We start from the raw sequence: 20,383 nt of genomic DNA on the forward strand, positions 1-20,383 counted from the left end.
TCGCTTCCCTTATCGTTTTTCACTGCACCAATCAGGCCGCTGCGCACGCGTGCCGCCGATCCCTTGCGGCTCAGGATTGCGTCAGCGTCCGCAACTGGCGGATGGCGACGGAGATCATCGACAAATCAACCCCGCTTGCCGTCTGCATCTCACCGATCAGGACGCGCGCGCGGTCCGTCGCGTTGCGATGCAGATCGCACCACTGGTCGATCGCTACCGTATCGGTGCGGCCGGTCTGCACCATGATCCGCTCCACCAGTGCACGCTGATGCTGGGTCAGTTCTTCGACCGCAGCAGCGATTGCCAGGCGCTGCCAATAACCGCTGGCAACGATCCGCTCCGCCTCTTCCCGGAGCCAGCCGAAGCCGAAGGTTTCGCCAACGGCGAAATAGAGCACGACCACTGCCTCCAGGGATTCACCGCGCGCCGCCGCGAGACGGACCACATCGCCTGCCGCCGACATCACGGATAGCACTGCCAAGCGCCGCGCCAGTTGCGGCGGCACGCCCTGGGCAACGCGCTCGCTTGCCTGCACCTCGATTCCCTGGCGCAGGCTCTCCGGCAACGCCTGATCGAGGGCCACCGCAAGCGCCGGGATCGCCGTGTTGAATGCAGCGATATTGACTGAAATATCGAGTGGCACGCCGCCGTTGCGGAGGATCCACAGCGTCGCCCGCTCGATCAGCCGTTGCAGGTCGCGATGCATCGCCATCTGGACTGCAGCCGACACCCGGCCGTCGAGCGCCTCGATTTCCTCCCAGAGTCCGCGTAAGGCAAAGACGTCGCGGACGATGATATAGGCCCTAGCAAGATCAGCCGGCGTTGCCCCGGTCTTTTCGGCCATATCGATGAGGAAGGTGCCGCCAACGCGATTGATCAAGCTGTTGGTAATCGTCGTTGCGATCAACTCACTCCGCAACCGATGACGACCAATACGCGAAGCAAAGCGGGCCTCCAGCGCAGGCGGGAAGTACCGAGTCAGGTCTTCCGCCAAGTGCGGATCGTCCGGCAGGTTGCTGCGCAACAGCTCGTCATTCAGCCAGATCTTGCAATAGGAAAAGAGAATGGCGATTTCCGGTCGCGTCAATCCTTGCCGCGCCACCGCCCGCTCGGCCAGCACATCATCGTTAGGGAGGAACTCGACGGCGCGATTGAGCCGCGCATGGCGTTCAAGAAAACGGATCAACCGTATCTGATTTTCCAACGCCGCCGCCCCCTCCGCCTCGATGAGCGAGATGGCCTGTGTTTGCAGATAGTTATCCCGGAGTACGTGCGCACCGACGTCATCGGTCATTTCGGATAGCAGGGCGTTCCGCTGCTTGATCGTCAGGTCACCGTCGGCGACGACGGCGTCGGTCAGAATCTTGATGTTGACTTCATGATCGGAGCAATCGACGCCGGCGGAGTTGTCGATGAAGTCGGTGTTGATCCGTCCACCGCGGGCGGCAAAGGCGATCCGGGCGCGCTGAGTGATACCGAGGTTGGCCCCCTCGCCCACCACCTTGCAGCGCAACTTGTCGGCATCGACGCGCACGGCGTCATTGGCTCGGTCGCCCACTTGCGCATGCGACTCGTCGGCAGCCTTGATAAAGGTACCGATACCACCGAACCACAACAGGTCGACCTCTGCCCGCAAGAGCCAGTTGACCAACTCCGCCGGGGTCAACCGGTCGCGAGTAAGCCCGAACCGGGCGCGAATTTCCGGGGTCAGGGTGATTGTTTTCGCCTTGCGATCAAACACCCGTCCACCAGGCGACAGCAGGCTAGCATCGTAGTCGGCCCACGAGGACCTGGGCAACGCAAACAGTCGCGCCCGCTCGGTAAAGCTGGTCGCCGGGTCAGGTTCGGGATCGACAAACACGTGCCGGTGATCGAAGGCGGCGACAAGGCGGATCATCGGCGACAGCAGCATCCCATTGCCGAAGACGTCACCCGACATGTCACCCACGCCCACCACCGTGAAGGGCTCGGTTTGGACATCCCTGCCCAGTTCACGGAAGTGGCGCTTGACCCCCTCCCAGGCACCACGCGCGGTGATCCCCATCTTCTTGTGGTCGTAACCCTGGCTGCCTCCCGAGGCAAACGCATCGCCGAGCCAAAAGCCGTACTCGGCGGAAATGCCGTTGGCGATGTCGGAGAAGGTCGCGGTGCCCTTGTCGGCAGCGACCACCAGATAGGGATCGTCGCTGTCACGCCGCACCACGTTTTCCGGCGCACGGATACCCTGCTCCACCAGATTGTCGGTTAGATCGAGCAGACCGGCGATGAGCGTGCGATAGGCGGCGATGCCCGCGGCCAGCGTGGCCTCACGGTCGGCGGGGTCGGGCGCCTGCTTGACGACGAAACCACCTTTGGCCCCCACCGGCACGATGACCGCGTTCTTTACCATCTGCGCCTTCATCAGTCCGAGGACCTCGCTGCGGAAATCCTCGCGGCGATCCGACCAGCGGATGCCACCTCGCGCCACGCGACCACCGCGCAGGTGTATCCCCTCCATCCGCGGCGAATAGACGAAAATTTCGACCATCGGTCGTGGCAACGGCAAGTCTTCGACCTTGGCGCTGTCGAGCTTGATGGCCAGATAGGGCTTCACGTCGCCGCCTTCGGCGGGTTGGAAATAATTGGTCCGCAGTGTCGCCTCGACGAGATTGAGAAACCGGCGGAGGATGCGGTCGTCGTCGGCGCTCACAACCTGGTCGAGGAGGAGGCCGATGCGTGTTCGCTTTGCCTCGGCCTGGGAGTCGCGATCAGACCGTGCAGGATCGAACAGGGTCCGAAACAGCTCGACAATCAGACCGGCGAGTCCGGCATTACTGACGACGGCGTGCTCGATATAACGCTGCGAGAAGGGCATGCCGGCTTGGCGCAGGTATCTGGCATAGGTACGCAGGACCACGGCGTCGCGCCACGAGAGATCCGCATCGAGGATCAGTGCATTCAGCCGGTCGCTTTCCGCCAAGCCATACCAGACCGCAGCAAACGCCTCGATGAAGCGGCTGCGGAACACTTCCAGGTTGATCGTGCGGCCGCTTTCGCTTTCTACGCCGAAATCGTGGATGATCACATTTGGCGATCCGTCAGCGTGGAGCATCACCCGGTGCGGCACCTCGTCGATCACCTTCAGGCCCAGGTTTTCCAGCACCGGGAGCACTTGGGACAAGGGGATCGGCTCTTCCGGATGGAACAGCTTGAAGCGCATCTGGTGATCGTCGGCCGTCAACGGCCGGTAGAGGGTGATCCGCAGCCGGCCGCCGGCCAGGACGCCTTCGATTTCGCTGATGTCAGCAACCGCATGGCCAGCGGTGAATCGCTCGCGATAGCTGGGCGGAAATGCATCGGCGTAGCGCCCGAGCAACCGTCGCCCCTCCTCCTCACCGCGACCGACGGTCAGCGCCTGCAGCAACTGATCGGCCCAGGAGCGACAGGCGGCAACGATCTCCGCTTCCACATCGCCGATGTCGTGTTCGGGCACATCATCCGGGCTGGTGCGCAGGTAAACCTGCAACCGGGCGAGCGGCGCATCGGTGACTTGGTTGAAGTGCGCCGTGACCGTCCCGGCAAATGCGCGTTCAAGGATCGCCTGGATGGTCAGCCGCAATTCGGTGGTGAAACGATCGCGCGGTACGTAGACAAGGCATGAGACGAAGCGATCGAAGTCATCGCGGCGAACGAACAGCGCCACCCGTGGCCGCTGCTGCAAGTGCAGCACCCCAAGTGCCACCCGCAACAGGTAGTCTTCGGTCACTTGAAACAACTCGTCGCGCGGAAACGTCTCGAGAATATTGATCAGCGCTCTGGCATCGTGGCTACGCGGGGCGAAGCCGGCCAAGTCCAGGACGTGCTCGATCTTGCGCCGCAGGAGCGGAACCTCCCGCGCGCTGACCGTATAGGCCGCCGAGCCAAACAGGCCGACGATCAGGTGCACACCGGTGACCTTGCCGCCGTCCAAGCGCTTGATGACGATGGTGTCCATGTGCGTCGGCCGGTGCACGGTCGAGTGACGGCTGGCTTTGCTGACAGCGAGCAGTTCCGGCCGCTCGAGGAAAACACGTGCCGCGGGCGGCACCGGCTGTCCTGGTCGAATATCGTCGAACACGACCGTGGCCGGATCGCGTAAAACGCCCAAGCCGGAGCCAGGCTCAACCACGACCATATCGACGTCGCCCTGCCGCTCGACGACGTAGACGGTGTAGCCGAGGAAGGTGAAATGCGTCTTGTACAGCCAGGTCAGGAAGGCATGCACCTCCGCGACATCGTCAGCCGACTGCCCCGGCAAGGACGTCGGCAGCGTATCGATGATCGCCTGCAGGCGCTGGCGGGCCGGCTGCAGATCGGTAACCGCATCCTTGACGTCGGCGAGGACCGTCGCGACGCCATCGGCAATCGCTGCCAGCCTTGTCGTGGCCTGGCGGCCCACTTCCACATGGATGAATGATTCGGCAATTGCCTGGGCGTCATTCTCGCCTGCCAACTCGAGAAGATCGCCCGCTTCGGTTCGGCGAACGCGCACCACCGGGTGGATCACCAGCAGGACGTCCAGGCCTTGCCGGCGAAGTTCGGCGGTCACCGACGCGAGGAGAAACGGCATGTCATCGGTGACCACCTCGACGACGGTATGCTCGCTCGTCCATCCGTCAACCTCAAGGCTCGGGTTGTAGACCCTGATCCGCGCCAAGCCGGAGGGACGCTGCTGCGCCAGACGCCAATGAGCAAGAGCGGCGGCAACAAGGGTGTCGGACGCGCTACCCCTTAGCTCATCCAGCGGGACGTGAGCATAAAAGGTGGCGAAGAATGGTACCAGGGAACGTGCGGCGTCCTCGCCCAGCCGCCGAGCCGCGGTCTCGGCTATATGATCGAGCAATTCGTCGCGTTGGAAATCGGCGATACGGTTCACTTTTTTGCCCTCTGCGATAGATCGCGCACATTGTCGTATCGGTGCGCACGAGAATGCGCCGACACGAATGCGTCCCTTTTCCCGAGGCGTCCCCGCCAGCTCTGCGCCAGCCTGGATTACGTCGGTCGTCCGTCTTATACGCCAATTGGAGCTAAGCGGAGAGGAGGCAAGAGCGTGGTGAGTGTGGATACCTCCGGAGCACAACAACGGGCCGTAAGCATCCGCCGCCCTGCAGCCTTCTTCGACCGCGATGGTGTGCTCAACGTCGATACCGGCTACACCCATCGCTGCGATGATCTGCAGCTGCAAGATGGCGCGGCAGCAGCGATCCGTCTGTTCAATGACGCCGGTTGGCGGGTTTTCGTCGTCACCAACCAGTCGGGGGTTGCCCGTGGCTACTACGATGAAGCGGCGGTGGACGCCTTCAACGCGGCACTCCGGGAAGCGCTCGCACACGAAGGTGCCCACATCGATGCGTTCTACTATTGCCCGCACCATCCCGAGGGGACAGTTGCCGCCTACGCCCGCGTGTGCGATTGCCGCAAGCCACAGCCGGGGATGATCCGACGGGCGATCGCTCAGTGGCCCACGGATTTGGCCCACAGTATCCTGATCGGCGATCGTTCATCGGACATGCAAGCCGCCGCCGCGGCTGGTTTGCGCGGCCTGCTCTTCCAGGGCGGCAACCTTGCCGCGTTCTGCCAACGAATGCGGGTGCCGTAGGCTTGATGCCGTGCCGCCGCGCCATACCGCGAAAACGCTGATGCGAGGTAAGCCGTCGCCACGAGCGGCGGCGATCCGACGCAATAGGCTTCGTTGATGCGGAAGCGCACTTGATCCGGCCCCTGCGTTTCCTATACATATGCCACGCGCCGAAGCGAGAACGTCCCCTTCGTCTAGAGGCCTAGGACACCGCCCTCTCACGGCGGCAACAGGGGTTCGAATCCCCTAGGGGACGCCAGCCGCTGGCTAAACGCTTGAAGCGGCACAATCCTTTGAATTCGCAACGCTTTCTTCACCCTTCGGTGATACCAGAGGGTGATACAAGTGGCGGCGATGAGCAACCTCCAGACGCATCCGCAATCCGGCGTCCATCGCTTCCGCAGGACAATTCCGCCCGACCTGCGTGCCGTGTTCGGCAAAACGGAGCAGTTGCAGGACGATGCCCGCGGCGCGTCTGGCGATGCCGGTCTTCACCGGCACCGTCACCGCCAGCATCGAATTGTTCAATCGTCAGGCGGCGCTGGAACACCGCGTGCGCGAGATGAAGATAGCCCAGGATCGGCGCGATTACCGTTCGGTCGAACCGATCGCCTCGTCGCTGCTTGCGGGCATCGATCGACGTCGTTCAAGCGCAGATCAACCGGATGATGGGCAACTGGGCGGAAACGAAACCGACATCGGCGGCACCGACTCGCCTTCGAAGGCCGGTGGCTAGTCAGTCGCCAGAGGCCACGCCGATGCTATTTCGGGAACAGGAAGGTCAGCTGCAGGCGCAATGACGACTGCGGGGCGTAATCCGGCCGGACCGCGTTGTAGAACCCCTGGACCTGGGTGTTGATGGCTTGGCCGCCAACGGCGAAGACTCGGCCCACGCCGCCACCGACGGGGACGAACGCCGCGTTGCCTCGGCTGGCCTGCCAGTTGACGGTGATGATCGGCGCCGTCACCAAGTACCAGCCGTCTGGCAGGTTATAGTTGATGAACGGTTGCACGAGGGTTTGGTTGACGTCCTCGCGGTTGTTGTCGCCGGCGAACGACCAAAGCTGGCGCACGAGGGTGCCGGCAACCCAGGGTTTCGCCGTCACCAGCGCCACCACCGTCGGCCCGGCGCTCCACTTCTGCGTGCCGAGACGGCCGCTGGTCGCGGTCCGCATGGCGAGTGACGGGCCGATGCCCCAGGTGAAGATGCCTTTCGAGGCAGGCGATAAGAAGGCCGACATGTTGATATCGCCGAGACCGAAATCGTCGCCTCGGCCAGCGGCGTTCGGGGTTTCGGGCAGCGAGTTGGTCAGCGTCGGCATGTAGATAAGTGGGACGATCGTCCGGGTGATGACGTTCCAGTCCTCGCCAAGGCTGAAGGGAATGACCGGCTGGATGTTGAGCACATTGACTGTGTCGTTGTCGGGACCGGTGCGGAAGAAGGTGTTGTTCTGTAACGGCAGGCTGATCATGGCGGCGATGGGGTTCTGCGCCGCCTCCGCCAGAGTGCCCTGCGCTTCGCTACTGTCTGACCCCGTAGTGTCTCCTGCCAGGGCATGACCTGGGCAATTGACGAGGACAGCAATTGCCACGGCCGCCGCTGACGCAGCAATGCATTTTCGGCGCGGATTACTAAGAAAAAAGCGCATAATCATGTTTTATTATGGATTTTCTATCAAGTGTCAACTTATACCAGCGAACGGATCAACTGATGAAGTGGAGCCCTTTGGTGGGACCACTGGAGCATCGTTGCTGATTGGAAGGCTGGCCGGCCCGACCCTCCTTGATCACGCCACTCGAGGGGTCTGCTGCTGCTGTTGTCGCGGTGGGCATGTGGGCGACGCGGCAGGGGCAGGCTGCCATCGGTCTGCGGCTGGCTGGATCGCGATTGTTCGGGCTTCGTTTCTTCGCCGCCGGTGTGTGCATACTTGGTACATGCTCCGCCGTGGCGGAGTGCGACATGCGGCGGATCACGATCCGCCCTATGCGCGCTGATGAAGTGGACCCCTTTGGTGGGACCACTGGAGCATCGCTTCTGATTGGAAGGCTGGCCGGCTCCGACCTCCTTGATCACACCACTCGAGGGGTCTGCTGCTGTTGTTGTCGCGGTGGGCATGTGGGCGACGCGGCAGGGGCAGGCTGCCATCGGTCTGCGGCTGGCTGGATCGCGATTGTTCGGGCTTCGTTTCTTCGCCGCCGGTGTGTGCATACTTGGTACATGCTCCGCCGTGGCGGAGTGCGACATGCGGCGGATCACGATCCGCCCTATGCGCGCTGCATTGTAAAAGCGGATCCCGGCGGCGGCCAGCCCGCCTGAGCGTGGTCGCTATACATTCAAGAGCGTCGAGGGCGAGGAAATCGTTAACCCGACGCGAATTAGCCGATAGCGGGCACATATCATCCGCCACAAGACGCGCCCCCCGGGGTATTGCCGGGGGTTTCGTTGCGCTGTCAGCACACCAAGGCCTTCAACAGAGAATTACTGGACCTTTTCGACGTCCGGCAGCCTCCAGGACTTGTCGAACAGCGGCTTCTCCGGTCCATAAAGGCGGAAGATCAGGAAGAAAGGTTTGCCCGCCGTGGACACCCAGTTCTTCTCGAAGCCGGAGGGTGCCTTCGGGCCGAAATACACGTCGACCGAACCATCGCTGTTCAGCTTCATCGCCTGTTTGTCGAGAGAGGAGACACCGACCACAAAATTGTCTGCAGTGTCACACGGTCCGACGCAGGCGAATGCCTTGGTCTCCGCGCTGTAGACGATGGCCGACCAAAATTGCTTGGCAGGCACATTTGCAGGGACGCGCAGCCTGTAGGTCGAACTGCCTTCGAACAACTGGCCGCCCGAGTCACGAAGGCCCATCAGGTAGAAACTGCCGCCACCCAGCTTCTTCGGTGCGAATGTCGCCCAATAAAAGAGTCCGCCGGCGCGGGCATCAAGCCAGAGTGCGTCATCGGTTTCGAACGTGAAGCCGTTGGCGATGTGCATCACCGCTGGCGAGAAGGCCGTCCATTGGCTGTCCGGCCACCACGGGGTGAGTGCGCGACCAGGCGTTTGGAAGTACTGCTCCATCATCCGGCGCGCGTCGACAAGAGCCGCGTCGAGTGCCTTCTGCAGTTTGGCATCAGGCTCGAACGTCTTGCCGCGCTCGATGCCGATCGAGGTCAGCATCCCCATCATCACCTTGTCGCGTTCGCGGACGGGCTCATCGTTCACCATCGCCGCCAGTTCACCGAACCAGCTCGCGTCATAAACGGGCAAGGAGTGGTAGGGCTTTGCGTATCCGTCGACAAATCGATTTGGTTTCGGCGCCGCTGCATCCTTGAGCGGATAGACTTTCATCTGCTGCGCGTAGGCATGAGCCTCTTCGGCAGTGCCACCGTCTGCAGGCACTGGACGCAATCCACCGGCGACCGCATAGCCTTGCATCCTCACGACGAGATAGCCGTCGGGGATCGGGTCGGTATAGCCGGGCGGCACAAAGAGGTATTTGCCCCCACGTCCCTGGTCTTCACCTTCCGGGCCGACGTCGACAATCGGCGCCTGCCAGTTGTCCACAAAGCTTCCGAACAACAACGCCTTGGCGCCGGCTGGCGGTATTTCTACAACCACCGGGCCCTGCCGCAGGTTGAGAAATGTCAACATGTACGGCACCTGATTGTTCGCCGTCAGCAGCTCCTGCCGGGGCGTCGCCGGCTTGCTGAACAACACGATGTCGTTCCAGGTGATCCCGTAATCCTTGAACGCAGACTGTTGAAATTCCCGGATGCTGATCGCCGGCATGGACCATATCACCGCCTCGATCCCTCGCTGATAGGCGAGTTGATAGTCCAGATCGCTCTGCGTCTGCGCGCGTGCGTCCGAACCCGATCCAATGTTCAGCGCGACACAGACGCTCACCATCCCAACGTACCGGCAAAACGACATGGTTTCCTCCCCGTGTTGGCATCTGCGGCAACGGTTGGACCACAAATCCGTGTCACGTGCTATGCAAATCAGCGGTTACAGATGAGCAGGCTGCAAAGACCATCCATGCCGATCATATGACCGTTTTGGGTTAGTAGCGGCGATTAAAGGCCGCACCGCCCACAACCGCTCTCGCCTTCAACAGCGGCCAAAACTGCGATCAACCTCAATTGAAGTGGACCCCGGGGTGAGGAGCAGTTGAAAGTCGTTGTTGATAGGCAGGCTGGCCGGCTCCGACATCCTTGCTCACGCCCACGCAAGTGGTCTGCGGTGGTTGTGGTTGTTGTCGCTGTGGGCAACGCGGCAGCGTCGTCTAAGCGAAGCGTCATGCCCACGGCGTTACCGGCCAGCGCGCCGATGACGCCGTCGCGGCACACCGCCATGGGTGTCCGGTCGCCCAGCGCCTGGCGCGGCCGTCCTGCGTTGCAAAAGCGGATCCCGGCGGCGGGTAGCCGACCGCCGACAGCCAAGCTTGAAACTCCTTCCGTTCCACCACGCAAATCCTCCAACACGTCCGCGGCCCGGGTCGCCCTTTGACCACCGGCGGCACTGGAAACCTTTCGCTACCATAGCTCGTTAGCATCGAGCCGCGTATAATCCGCCATCGTGAGGCGTGCGCGCGGGTGAGCGAGGCCGCGGGGACATACGACAGGGAAGGCGATATGGGATGCGATGGCGCGGCGAACGACAAAGCGACAATATTGACGATCAGCGTGGCGCGGGCGGCTTTTCGGCGGCGGCTCTCCCGGGCGGATGGGAATGGGCATCAAGGCCGGTGGCGTCNGGCGGCTTCGGGCTGATCATCCTTGTTATTCTTGCCATCGTCTTCGGCGTCGACCCGACGACGCTGCTGCAGATGGCCCCGAGTGGTCAAGGGCCATCCGGTGGCCAAGCGCCATCCGGCTACAGCGATGGCGGCCCCTCCTCCGCCCCCGCACCGCACAACGATGAAATGAAGCAGTTCGTCGCCGCCGTGCTGGGGAATACGGAGGATGTCTGGAACAACATGTTCCAGAAGATGGGCGCCACCTACGAAGAGCCGCAACTGGTGATGTTCAGCGGCTTGGTTCGCTCCGCCTGCGGCATGGCGCAAAGTGCCTCCGGGCCCTTCTACTGTCCGCTCGACCATAAGCTTTATCTCGATACCAGCTTCTTCGACGAGTTGGACCGCCGCTTCGGTGCCCCGGGAGACTTCGCCCAGGCGTATGTTATCGCCCACGAAGTGGGTCACCATGTGCAGAACCTGCTCGGCATCCTGCCCAAGGTGGAACAGCTGAAACAGCAGGTGGGCCGGTCCGAGGCCAACGCGCTGTCGGTGCGGGTGGAGTTGCAGGCCGATTGCTTTGCCGGCGTCTGGGCCAATCAGGCGCAGCAGCTGCGCCAGATCCTCGAAGCCGGTGACATCGAGGAAGGTATTCGTGCCGCCGGTGCCGTCGGCGACGACCGCATCCAGAAGCAGACCCAAGGCTACGTGGTGCCCGATGGCTTCACCCACGGATCATCGGCGCAGCGCGCCGCATGGTTCCGCAAGGGGTTGCAAAGTGGCGATCTGCGTGCCTGCGACACGTTCAATACGGCGCAGTTATAAACGCCGCGTCAGCGATTGAGGCGGATGGTGATCGAGCGGGCGTGCGCGCCCAATCCCTCGGCGTCGGCGAAGGCGGCAGCGATCGGTCCGAGGACGCCAAGCGCCTCGGCATCGCAGCCGAGAAAGGTCGAACGCTTCATGAAATCGCTGACCCCGAGGCCGGAGGAGAAGCGCGCACTGCGTCCGGTGGGCAGAACATGGTTCGGGCCGGCAACATAGTCGCCCAACGCTTCGGGGGTGTACCGGCCAAGGAAGATCGACCCGGCATTGCGGACGCCACGCAGCATGGCGTCGGTGTCGTCGATCGCCAACTGCAGGTGTTCCGGAGCAACACGATCGATCAGCGGAACCGCAGCGCTGAACGCATCGACGATGATGATCGCGCCATGGCGGTTCCAGCTTTGCCGGGCGATATCCTGGCGCGGCAGCATCATCAGCTGCACCTCAACCGAGGCTGCTACGGCGTCGGCAAAATCCAGATGGTCGGTAATCAGGATCGATTGCGCCGCCGCATCGTGTTCTGCCTGGGCGAGCAGATCGGCGGCAATCCACGACGGATCGTTGGCCGCATCGGCAACGATGAGCACCTCCGACGGTCCGGCGATCATGTCGATGCCGACCTGACCGAACACCCGGCGTTTTGCCGCCGCCACGTAGGCATTACCGGGACCGACGATCTTGTCCACCGCCGGGATGGTCGACGTTCCATAGGCCAGCGCCGCCACCGCCTGGGCACCGCCGATGCGGTAAATCTCATCAACGCCAGCCAGGTTCGCCGCCGCCAGGACCAAGGGGTTGATNNCTCCCCGTGGTGCCGGGACGACCATCGCCAACCGTTCAACCCCGGCCACCTTGGCCGGAATGGCGTTCATCAACACCGACGACGGATAGGCGGCGGTCCCGCCCGGCACGTAGAGTCCGACGGCACCGATCGGCGTCCAGCGGTAGCCGAGGCGGACGCCATTGGCGTCAACGTAATCGAGATCGTCCGGCTTTTGCCGTTGGTGGAACAGGGCGATGCGTTCGGCAGCAAAGGCAAGCGCGGTCAGGATATCCGTATCGCACAGCCCTTCGGCCGTGACGATCTCGTCGGCACCAACCCGAAGCCCCGCTGGGTCATCCGGTGCCTCACCGTCGAAACGGCGGGTGTAATCGAGGACTGCGGCATCGCCGCGCTCGCGCACGTCGTCGATGATCTGGGCGACGGTTGCATCCACATCGGCCGCACTCTCGCGCTTGGTCGCCAACAGGGCGGCAAACGCGTCGGCAAAATCCTCCGATCGGGCATCAAGCCGCAACGGCATCGACGACCTNNCGCGAAAGCGATCGATCCAGCGCCCGATCTCGTCGGGACGAGTTTTCAACGCCGTGCGATTGACCGCAAGGCGCGACGTCACGTCGGCAATCCGCTCCACCTCAGCCAAGCCGTTGGCACGTAACGTCGCTCCCGAAGAGACCAGATCGACGATGCGCTGACACAGTCCCAGCGCCGGCGCCAGTTCCATCGCGCCGTTCAAATGCACACACTCGGCATGCACCCCGCGCGCGGCAAAGTGCCGGGTGGTGATATTCGGATACTTGGTGGCAATGCGGATGTGGCTCCAACTCCGCGGATCATCGGCCTCCGACAACCCCTTCGGTTCACAGACGGATATGCGGCAGGGACCGATACCGAGATCGAGCGGTGCATAGATCTCGCCGTAGTCGAATTCCATCAGCACGTCGTTGCCGGCAATACCCAACTGCGCCGCGCCGAAGGCGACGAAGGTCGCCACGTCGAAGGAGCGGACGCGGATCATGTCAATTTCCGGCCGATTGGTGGCAAAGCGCAACTGTCGGGAGTCCTCGTCGGCAAAGGCCGGCTCCGGCTCGATGCCGACGGCGCGAATCAACGGCATGGCCTCTTTGAGAATGCGCCCCTTTGGCACCGCCAGGATCAGCTTTTCAGTTGCCACCGGACCGCCTTTCGCCCTTTGCACCGGGATCGCTTAAGGCCATCGGGCACCAGAGTAAAGCGCGATCGCACCTGCAGGCGCGGCCAGCCGACGCCGCGTCATCGCACGTTGACCCGCTCCACTTCCGCACCGCAAGCGGCCAGCTTCGCTTCCAGCCGCTCATAGCCGCGATCCAGATGATAAACGCGATTGATCTCCGTTTCGCCCTCGGCGGCGAGGCCGGCAAGCACGAGGGAGACGGACGCGCGAAGGTCCGTCGCCATCACCGGAGCGCCGGAGAGCCCCGCCACGCCGCGGATGATCGCCGAGGCACCGTGAACATTGATATTGGCGCCCATGCGGCACAATTCGGGAACGTGCATGAAGCGGTTCTCGAACACCGTTTCGGTGATCATCGCAGCACCGCCGGCAACGGTCATCAGTGCCATCACCTGTGCCTGCATGTCGGTGGGGAAACCGGGGAACGGCTCGGTCATGATGTCGACGCCGGCGAGCCGGCCGTTCTCGCGCGCAACGCGGATCCCGTTCGCCGTTGGTGTCAGTTCGACCCCGGATGCGACCAGCACGTCGGCCACGGACTTGATCAGCTCGATGCTGGTCCCGGTCAGCTCCAGATCGCCGCCGGTGATCGCCGCGGCGACGGCATAGGTCCCGGTTTCGATTCGGTCCGGCAGCACCCGGTGGGTGGTGCCGGACAGCCGGTCCCGCCCCTGGATGCGGATGGTATCGGTGCCGATGCCTTCGATCTCGGCACCCATCTTGACCAGACAGTTGGCCAAGTCGGCCACCTCCGGCTCACGCGCGGCGTTGTGCAGCACCGTTTCGCCGCGCGCCAGCGCCGCCGCCATCATCGCGTTCTCCGTTCCGGTAACGGTGACGGCAGGAAAGGTAATATCGGCGCCAACCAGACCACCTGCGGGGGCACGCGCCTCCACATAGCCACCGGCAAGTTCGATCTCGGCGCCCAGCTGCGCCAGCGCCTTGAGATGGAAGTCGATCGGTCGAGTACCGATGGCGCACCCGCCTGGCAGCGAGACGCGGGCATGGCCGCAGCGGGCGACAAGCGGCCCCAGAACCACGACCGAAGCACGCATTTTCCGCACCAGATCGTAAGGCGCGGTAATATCCTTCACGTCGCGGGCGGCAAGAGTGATCGTCTGGCCGACTTCCTCACCATTGGCGATCGAAACGTCTACGCCCAGTTCGCCAAGCAGTCCGGCCATGCTGGCAATGTCGACCACGTCAGGGACGTTTTCGAGCACCAGCGGGCCTTCGCTGAGCAGGCTCGCGGCGAGGAGTGGCAAGGCGGCATTCTTGGCGCCGCTGATGGGAATTCGGCCGCGAAGCGCGCGGCCACCGCGGATCAGGATGCGATCCATGCTGTCGTGTTCACCATCGGTTAGGTGGGCCGGGGAACTGCAAAAACAAAAGCGGGCCGGGCGCACCCCTCTGCGCCGCCCCGTTTGTCCGTGAAATCCCGCATCATCGCTGTGCTTCTACGTCAGCGATGGCCTCGGCCGCAAGCTCGCTCAGGTGGGAACCTTGTCCCCATCCACCGGGCCAAGAACGTCGTCGATGGCCTCGCTGACCTCGTCGACGGCGTTGTGCACCCGTACGCGCGCCTGTGCCTTGCGTTTGCGAAGATTGTCACGGAGCGCGGCGGCCAGTCGTTCGCGGCGGCTGTCAAGCACGCCCCGATTAATTCGCCCCGCCTTGCCTGCAGATGACATTTTCATTGCAGGCGCACAATGCCGAGCTTGGCAGAATCGGTCAAGGGGTGCCGTTTTCGCAGACGCAAAAAAGCTGTGGATTCGCAGCTTATGGCGGCGGAAGCGGCAACGTCGCTCCCGCCGCCTCCACCTCAACGATAGACGAGGACATTGGCCTCCTTACCGCCGAGGAAGCAGTGACCGACGCAGACGAGCGTTTTGCCATCCGGCACCTTCGGCGGTGCCGGCGTGTGATATTCAATCACGTCCACCGGCGCGTCCGGGGCGGCGTCCGCCTGAACGATGGTGACCAGCGTTCGCGGATGAACTGGGGCAAACTCGGCGTCGTCGTCCGTTGCGCTGATTGCGACAATTCGAAAGGACAGCGCTTCCCGATTGCGAAGAAATGTCTGCAGCTGACTGCAGCTGTACGCCTTATTGGTAAATCGAACCTCGGTATAGGGTGTAGGCATGGCTATAATCCAGGGCAATTCTGTTTGAGACTCTCGGCAAAGGCGATCATCTGCTCCGGCGACATCCGGTCGATCTTAGCCTTGATATCTTCCGCTGATGCTTTCTCGGGCGGTAATTTGAGATAACCGGAGACGTATGCAATTCTATCTGCGGGTAGTTTTTTTTTACGCACTCGACAGCCGTTATTTTTTTGTTGAGCAGCGCAGGATTCTCTAGACCAAGATCGATATTCAGGATTTGCGCCACCGCTTGCGGATTTGATGTAAGCGCGCGCGCTGCTTTTCCCGAGGCGAACTTGGTGTTGATCACAAAGGGATCGATGATCGTCGCGGCGTTGCCGTCGTCGCTGTGAAGATTGAAGCTAGAAAAGGCGCTGACGGCATCGCCTTTGGCGGCCGGCTCGGCGGCAGAGGCTTGTAGTGGCGGCGCCTTGGTCGCGATGGTTCGGCGGAATCCCACGTTCAGCCGCAGTGGCTCGGAGGTATTATCGTTCACCTGTACGGATGCCACGTGGAGCGAGTTGCGTTCGCCATAAACAAGTGCCGGGCTGCAACCGGCGCCTGCCAGCGTCATCAACGCCAGAACGATCTGCGGCATGAGGGAGCGGTTGATCATGATGCCCCATCCTCGTGCTTGTAGCAGGGGAAGTAGAGGGGATTGTTCTCTAGTTTTTTGGCGAAGTCTTCGGCCGCCTTGCCGATGGCGAGCGATTCCTGAAACTTCTGCAGATTGAGATTGCCGATCTTCACCTCGGTGCAGCCGATGACCGACATTGCTTCCCGCCCGCTCCCCGCGGCATCCGTTACCGGAACCGACTGCGGGATCCAGGTCACGAAATGGCGGTCATAGCCGATGTCGACGCGAGCGGCTTCGCGCGCCGTGTTGTAGCCGACGGCGATGCCGAGAACGGTGTCACTGCCGACGTAGAGCTGCTCGGCACATCCGCCAAGCCAGAAGGCCGGCACGGCCGCCAGCAAGGCTCCCCCTAATCTTCGCATGACTAACCTCTTCACTCGGTTACGGACGCTCGTTGCCAGCGGTGTTGTCGCCGCGGCGCATGTCCAGGCGCGTTGCGCCGGGATTGGTGCTGTCGAAGAAAAGTCGAAAACTGAGGCTGCTGTCGGCGGGGGCGTGGACGAGCACCGTTGACGCTCGCCAGCCAAACACCGCCCCCAGCTCGAGCGAGGAGGTCCGCAGGTCGAGGCCGAGGGAGCAGACATCCCAGGCGAGCGGCGGTTCGGCCGGTAGCGATATGGCGAAGAGGTACGCCCCGGGCTGCGGCAGGCCCGGTGTCCCATCGGGATAAATGTAGAGGCGCCGCCCCCAGCCGAGGGTCACACCGGCATCTGCCTTAACGGTACGCATGTCAGCGCCCAGGGTATCGACCGCGACCAGCCGAGCCCCTTCCACTTGCTGTACATCCGCCCGTAGCAATCCATACTGCCCGGCGGAGCAGGCATTCAAGGCGAGCAAGGCCGTGATTCCGACGCGCAACATGCATCGATAGACCCCATTCGGGGCTATATTATTTACCATAGCAGATAACGTTACTATAATGCTATGCTAACAGAAGACTATCTAACTGGTACATTTCATTATTTTACGTTAATTAATAGCTGTCAATTGCATATTTTGGCACCACTTACTTTGTTTGATGAGAGAGTAATGTGCAATTTTAAGCCATGCAGCCATGACGGGCTGCGTTATTTACCAGCAGCGATTTTTGCAACGCATCTGCGGAATAGTTTCCTCGCACCCACCCCCATCTTGCGGTTGCGGCGGCTGGACATGGATGATTCCTGTTCGGAAGGCTGTATTGGCAGGCTGATACTATGTCGCCGTCACCCTATTCCGAGGAACATGATCCCTCGCTCTCTACGTTTTGGGGTGTTAGGATTGGAGGGTTTAGCTACCAGCGATTTATTCACCGCGCCTTGACTGCTCGGAAGGCGCGTCTTTGCCAGCCGCATGTATAGGCCACAAAGAGGGAAGAACCATGGACGCGGTCATCGGCCACGTNAATGATGTCTTGTGGGGCTATGTTCTTATTTACGGGCTGCTTGCTGTCGGCGTTTACTTCACCATCCGCCTGCGACTGCAACAGATCATTCACTTCGGTGAACTGTTTCGCGTCATTCGCGGTTCGCGCAGTGCGGATCGGGCGGGCATTTCGCCCTTCCAGGCGTTGACCGTCAGCCTCGCGTCTCGTGTTGGCACCGGCAATATCGCCGGTGTTGCCGTGGCGCTGTATCTGGGCGGCACCGGCGCCATCTTCTGGATGTGGATGGTCGCCCTCGTCGGGATGGCTACCGCCTATGCAGAAAGCACTCTCGCCCAGCTCTACTAAGTTACCGACGATAATGGCCAGTACCGCGGCGGTCCGGCGTTCTATATCTCCAAAGGCCTTAAGCTGCCATGGCTCGGCGCGGTTTTTGCCGTCTGCCTTATTCTATCCTTCGGCCTTGTCTTCAATGCGGTGCAGGCAAATTCCATCGCCGAAGCGCTGGACGGGGCGTTCGGAATACCGAAGCTGATTTCCGGTCTGGTTATTGCCACCCTTGCCGGCATCATCATCTTTGGTGGACTTCGCAAGATAGCCACAGTCGCCGAGTTTGTCGTGCCGTTCATGGCTGGCGCCTATCTGCTCATGGCCGCCTATGTTCTCGTCACTCACCTCACCCTGGTCCCCGGTGTCATTGCCTCCATCTTCCTCAACGCTTTCGGCTTGCATGAGGCCGCCGGCGGCGTGGCNGGTGGCGTCGCCGCGGCAATGTTGAACGGCGTCAAGCGTGGCCTGTTTTCCAACGAAGCCGGCATGGGCTCCGCCCCCAACATCGCCGCCTGCGCGACACCAGACCCGCACCATCCCTCATCGCAGGGCTTCGTTCAGTCGCTGGGGGTGTTTATCGACACCATTCTCGTCTGTTCGGCGACGGCTGTGGTCATTCTGCTTTCAGGTGTACTTGAACCCGGTTCCGGTTTGACCGGTACCCAACTCACCCAGGCAGCGCTCAACACGCATTTCGGCATCGTCGGCAAATACTTTGTCGCGATTGCCATCTTCTTCTTCGCGTTCACATCGATCATCGGCAATTACTCGTATGCCGAGAATGCGGTCATTTACCTCGGGCACCGGCATTTGAGCGGAATCACCGCGCTACGCGTTGTTGCATTGGGCATGGTGGTGTGNGGGGCCGTCCAGAGTGTCAAAACGGTGTTCGACACCGCCGACGCGTCAATGGGGATGATGGCGACCATCAACCTGATCGCTATCGTTATCCTCTCGCCGACGGTGGTGAAACTAACTCGGAATTACTTCGCACAGCGGCGAGCCGGCGTTGAACCAGTTTTTCATGCCAAGGACTTTCCAGAGTTAGGCGACGGGGTGGACCATAGCATCTGGTCCCGCTGAGGGATGCGGCACTACGCTCGCGCGCAACTGCAGGGTTAGCGCGCGAGTTCGTCCCAGATGTTCGCGGTGACGTCATCCCAGGTGCGTAGGTTTGCGGTACTAATGGTCGACGCGAGAGCCTCCCGATAGGGGGCATCGAAGATCAGGCGGCTAAGCTTGGCTTCAATATCGACGCTGTCGGTGGGGTCCGCATAGACGACAAGATTCCCACCGACCTCCGGCAACGAACTGCTGGTTGACGCCAGCACCGGCCGACCGAACCACAGGCTTTCGCCGATCGGCAGCCCCCAGCCCTCGTAGTAACTGATACAGACCGAGAACAGGCAGTTGGCGTAAAGAAAGGCGACCTCGCCATCGGTGGGCCGCTCGATCACCCGAACTCGCCCACCCACATGACCGGTCGCCTGCAGAAAGCCGTCAATGCCGTCGATGAAGACCCCGAGTTTGCCGGCCAATACGAGCAGCGGGATAGCTGGCCCGTGCTGCAGCCATAGATGGTGCCAAACCATCAGCAGGCGATAGATGTTCTTGCGCGATTCGATCGTGCCGACCACGAGAGCGTAGGGTTCGTGTGCCTCGTTAAGGACGCGGAAGGTGGCGTGGTCGGCAAGTCGCCAGTTACGATCATTGAACATGCGGATATGCCGGCGTGCATCCGGCAACGGTGGCGGAAGTTCGAACTCGTGTGCCAATGGCACCGTCCGCACGTCCGGCACGCGAGTATCGGTTAAGTCACCGAAGCGGCGAATATCGTTGCCCGTTGCTTCCGAATTGACAAGAATCACGTCAGCGATATCGAGAACGCCACGAAACCATTCCTCGAAGCGACCAGGCAAGCCCGGGCCAAGATATTCCGGGACCACCAGGGGGATCAGATCGTGGACATATTGGTAAACGCTAAAGCCAATCTCCTGCTTCAGGCGGCAGACCACCTCATTGTAACGGGGAAACTCCCAACTCGCGCCAGGAATGAACAGGCGATCTTCGCGCGTAAACTCCGCCGGCTGCCATTGTGCTGGCGGCCTCTGGCTGGAGACGGCTTCGTTCTTCTTGATAATACCGCGACGCTGGAAATCGCGACCATGGGAGAAGAAATTCCGCAGATGCAGCCGCATCCAATGCCAGCCGAAGGCAATAGTGCCTCGATACTTATCATTGAGATACGCGGTCAGCGTTCGGTCGCCAGAACTGGCGCGAGGATTAGCAATACCAAAATGATGGCAAAACTCCATTTGCTCATAACGAATAAAATCAACAAAAATCGCCGCATCTGTCCGGANCAAATTCTTCTTTTTCTTTACAAACGCGACAAGATCGACGCTGTGAGCGCCATACTTCTTTACGATACGTTGCAGCGTATTTATGGAAACGCGCTGTATACCAGTCACCTCGTTATTTCTCTGAGCAAATACCAAAAGGTCAGTAATATCGTAGCAGATACGTCGCCGCCTATCGGCGCCTCTACTTTCTGCCGCGCTTAATTCTGGTTTCACGTGATGATCCTCGGCATTGCGCAACAAAGCCAGCGTGACCAAGCCGTTTTCAAACGGTCGCTTGCTTCTTAGGTTGAAGTTATACTTTGGACGATTCGAACTATCTGTGCTTTAGCATACAGCACTCGAACTATCCACGCACACATGCACCCGCCTTCTTGTACCCATGAGATAAGAACCCCTCGCAATCAT

General features: G+C 61.5%; 14 protein-coding genes, 1 tRNA gene and 2 pseudogenes. 5 read left to right on the plus strand and 12 right to left on the minus strand.

Annotation, left to right across the window (positions count from 1 at the left end):
• Positions 1-70: 70 nt before the first annotated feature.
• Positions 71-4,894, minus strand: a complete 4,824-nt coding sequence (locus HQ394_RS01635) for an NAD-glutamate dehydrogenase (RefSeq protein WP_223291776.1) — start codon at positions 4,892-4,894, stop codon at positions 71-73.
• A gap of 177 nt (positions 4,895-5,071) precedes the next feature.
• On the opposite strand from HQ394_RS01635, the gene HQ394_RS01640 reads away from it, so the two are divergent.
• From HQ394_RS01640 to HQ394_RS01650, 3 genes are all read left to right on the plus strand, one after another.
• A complete protein-coding gene (locus HQ394_RS01640) occupies positions 5,072-5,617 on the plus strand; it encodes a D-glycero-alpha-D-manno-heptose-1,7-bisphosphate 7-phosphatase (RefSeq protein WP_190263430.1) in 546 nt (181 codons plus the stop codon).
• Positions 5,618-5,779: 162 nt separating this feature from the next.
• Positions 5,780-5,855, plus strand: a tRNA-Glu gene (locus HQ394_RS01645).
• Positions 5,856-6,056: 201 nt separating this feature from the next.
• Positions 6,057-6,332: a hypothetical protein gene (locus tag HQ394_RS01650; RefSeq protein WP_190261747.1), complete on the plus strand. Its 276-nt coding sequence runs from the start codon at positions 6,057-6,059 to the stop codon at positions 6,330-6,332.
• 25 nt (positions 6,333-6,357) lie between these two features.
• Here the strand turns inward: HQ394_RS01650 and HQ394_RS01655 are convergent, their stop codons facing one another.
• Positions 6,358-7,188, minus strand: coding sequence for a hypothetical protein (locus HQ394_RS01655; RefSeq protein WP_223291777.1), 831 nt, complete (start codon positions 7,186-7,188; stop codon positions 6,358-6,360).
• Positions 7,189-8,075: 887 nt separating this feature from the next.
• Positions 8,076-9,521, minus strand: a complete 1,446-nt coding sequence (locus tag HQ394_RS01660; protein ID WP_223291778.1) for a DUF1254 domain-containing protein — start codon at positions 9,519-9,521, stop codon at positions 8,076-8,078.
• 706 nt (positions 9,522-10,227) lie between these two features.
• Here HQ394_RS01660 and ypfJ point away from each other — a divergent pair.
• Complete coding sequence (gene ypfJ, locus HQ394_RS01665) at positions 10,228-11,148, plus strand: KPN_02809 family neutral zinc metallopeptidase (RefSeq protein ID WP_190261749.1); 921 nt, start codon at positions 10,228-10,230, stop codon at positions 11,146-11,148.
• 8 nt (positions 11,149-11,156) lie between these two features.
• Here the strand turns inward: ypfJ and hisD are convergent, their stop codons facing one another.
• From hisD to HQ394_RS01700, 8 genes and pseudogenes are all read right to left on the minus strand, one after another.
• Complete coding sequence (gene hisD / locus HQ394_RS01670; RefSeq protein WP_223292004.1) at positions 11,157-12,452, minus strand: histidinol dehydrogenase; 1,296 nt, start codon at positions 12,450-12,452, stop codon at positions 11,157-11,159.
• A pseudogene (hisG, locus tag HQ394_RS19380) lies at positions 12,436-13,046 on the minus strand (ATP phosphoribosyltransferase). The gene hisD and the pseudogene hisG overlap by 17 nt, the downstream one beginning before the upstream one ends.
• Positions 13,047-13,201: 155 nt before the next feature.
• The gene (murA, locus tag HQ394_RS01675; RefSeq protein ID WP_190261751.1) at positions 13,202-14,482 is read right to left on the minus strand and encodes a UDP-N-acetylglucosamine 1-carboxyvinyltransferase; all 1,281 of its coding nucleotides are present in this window, start codon (positions 14,480-14,482) and stop codon (positions 13,202-13,204) included.
• Positions 14,483-14,632: 150 nt separating this feature from the next.
• Positions 14,633-14,839, minus strand: coding sequence for a hypothetical protein (locus tag HQ394_RS01680; protein ID WP_223291779.1), 207 nt, complete (start codon positions 14,837-14,839; stop codon positions 14,633-14,635).
• Between the two features lie 125 nt (positions 14,840-14,964).
• Entirely contained in the window at positions 14,965-15,285 is a 321-nt protein-coding gene (locus tag HQ394_RS01685; RefSeq protein ID WP_190261752.1) for a hypothetical protein, read from the minus strand.
• A gap of 46 nt (positions 15,286-15,331) precedes the next feature.
• Entirely contained in the window at positions 15,332-15,901 is a 570-nt protein-coding gene (locus tag HQ394_RS01690) for a hypothetical protein (RefSeq protein ID WP_190261753.1), read from the minus strand.
• Positions 15,898-16,284 carry a hypothetical protein gene (locus HQ394_RS01695; protein ID WP_190261754.1) on the minus strand — a complete coding sequence of 129 codons (387 nt, stop codon included), beginning with the start codon at positions 16,282-16,284 and terminating at the stop codon, positions 15,898-15,900. The genes HQ394_RS01690 and HQ394_RS01695 overlap by 4 nt, the downstream gene beginning before the upstream one ends.
• Before the next feature lie 19 nt (positions 16,285-16,303).
• Positions 16,304-16,696: a hypothetical protein gene (locus tag HQ394_RS01700; RefSeq protein ID WP_223291780.1), complete on the minus strand. Its 393-nt coding sequence runs from the start codon at positions 16,694-16,696 to the stop codon at positions 16,304-16,306.
• Positions 16,697-17,282: 586 nt separating this feature from the next.
• Between HQ394_RS01700 and HQ394_RS01705 the strand changes: the two are divergent.
• Positions 17,283-18,698: pseudogene (locus HQ394_RS01705) on the plus strand (alanine/glycine:cation symporter family protein).
• A gap of 35 nt (positions 18,699-18,733) precedes the next feature.
• Here the strand turns inward: HQ394_RS01705 and HQ394_RS01710 are convergent.
• The gene (locus HQ394_RS01710) at positions 18,734-19,930 is read right to left on the minus strand and encodes a glycosyltransferase (protein ID WP_456151516.1); all 1,197 of its coding nucleotides are present in this window, start codon (positions 19,928-19,930) and stop codon (positions 18,734-18,736) included.
• Positions 19,931-20,383: the final 453 nt, after the last annotated feature.

The sequence above is a fragment of the Defluviicoccus vanus genome (genome assembly GCF_014672695.1).
Classification (GTDB): domain Bacteria; phylum Pseudomonadota; class Alphaproteobacteria; order Rhodospirillales; family Defluviicoccaceae; genus Defluviicoccus; species Defluviicoccus vanus.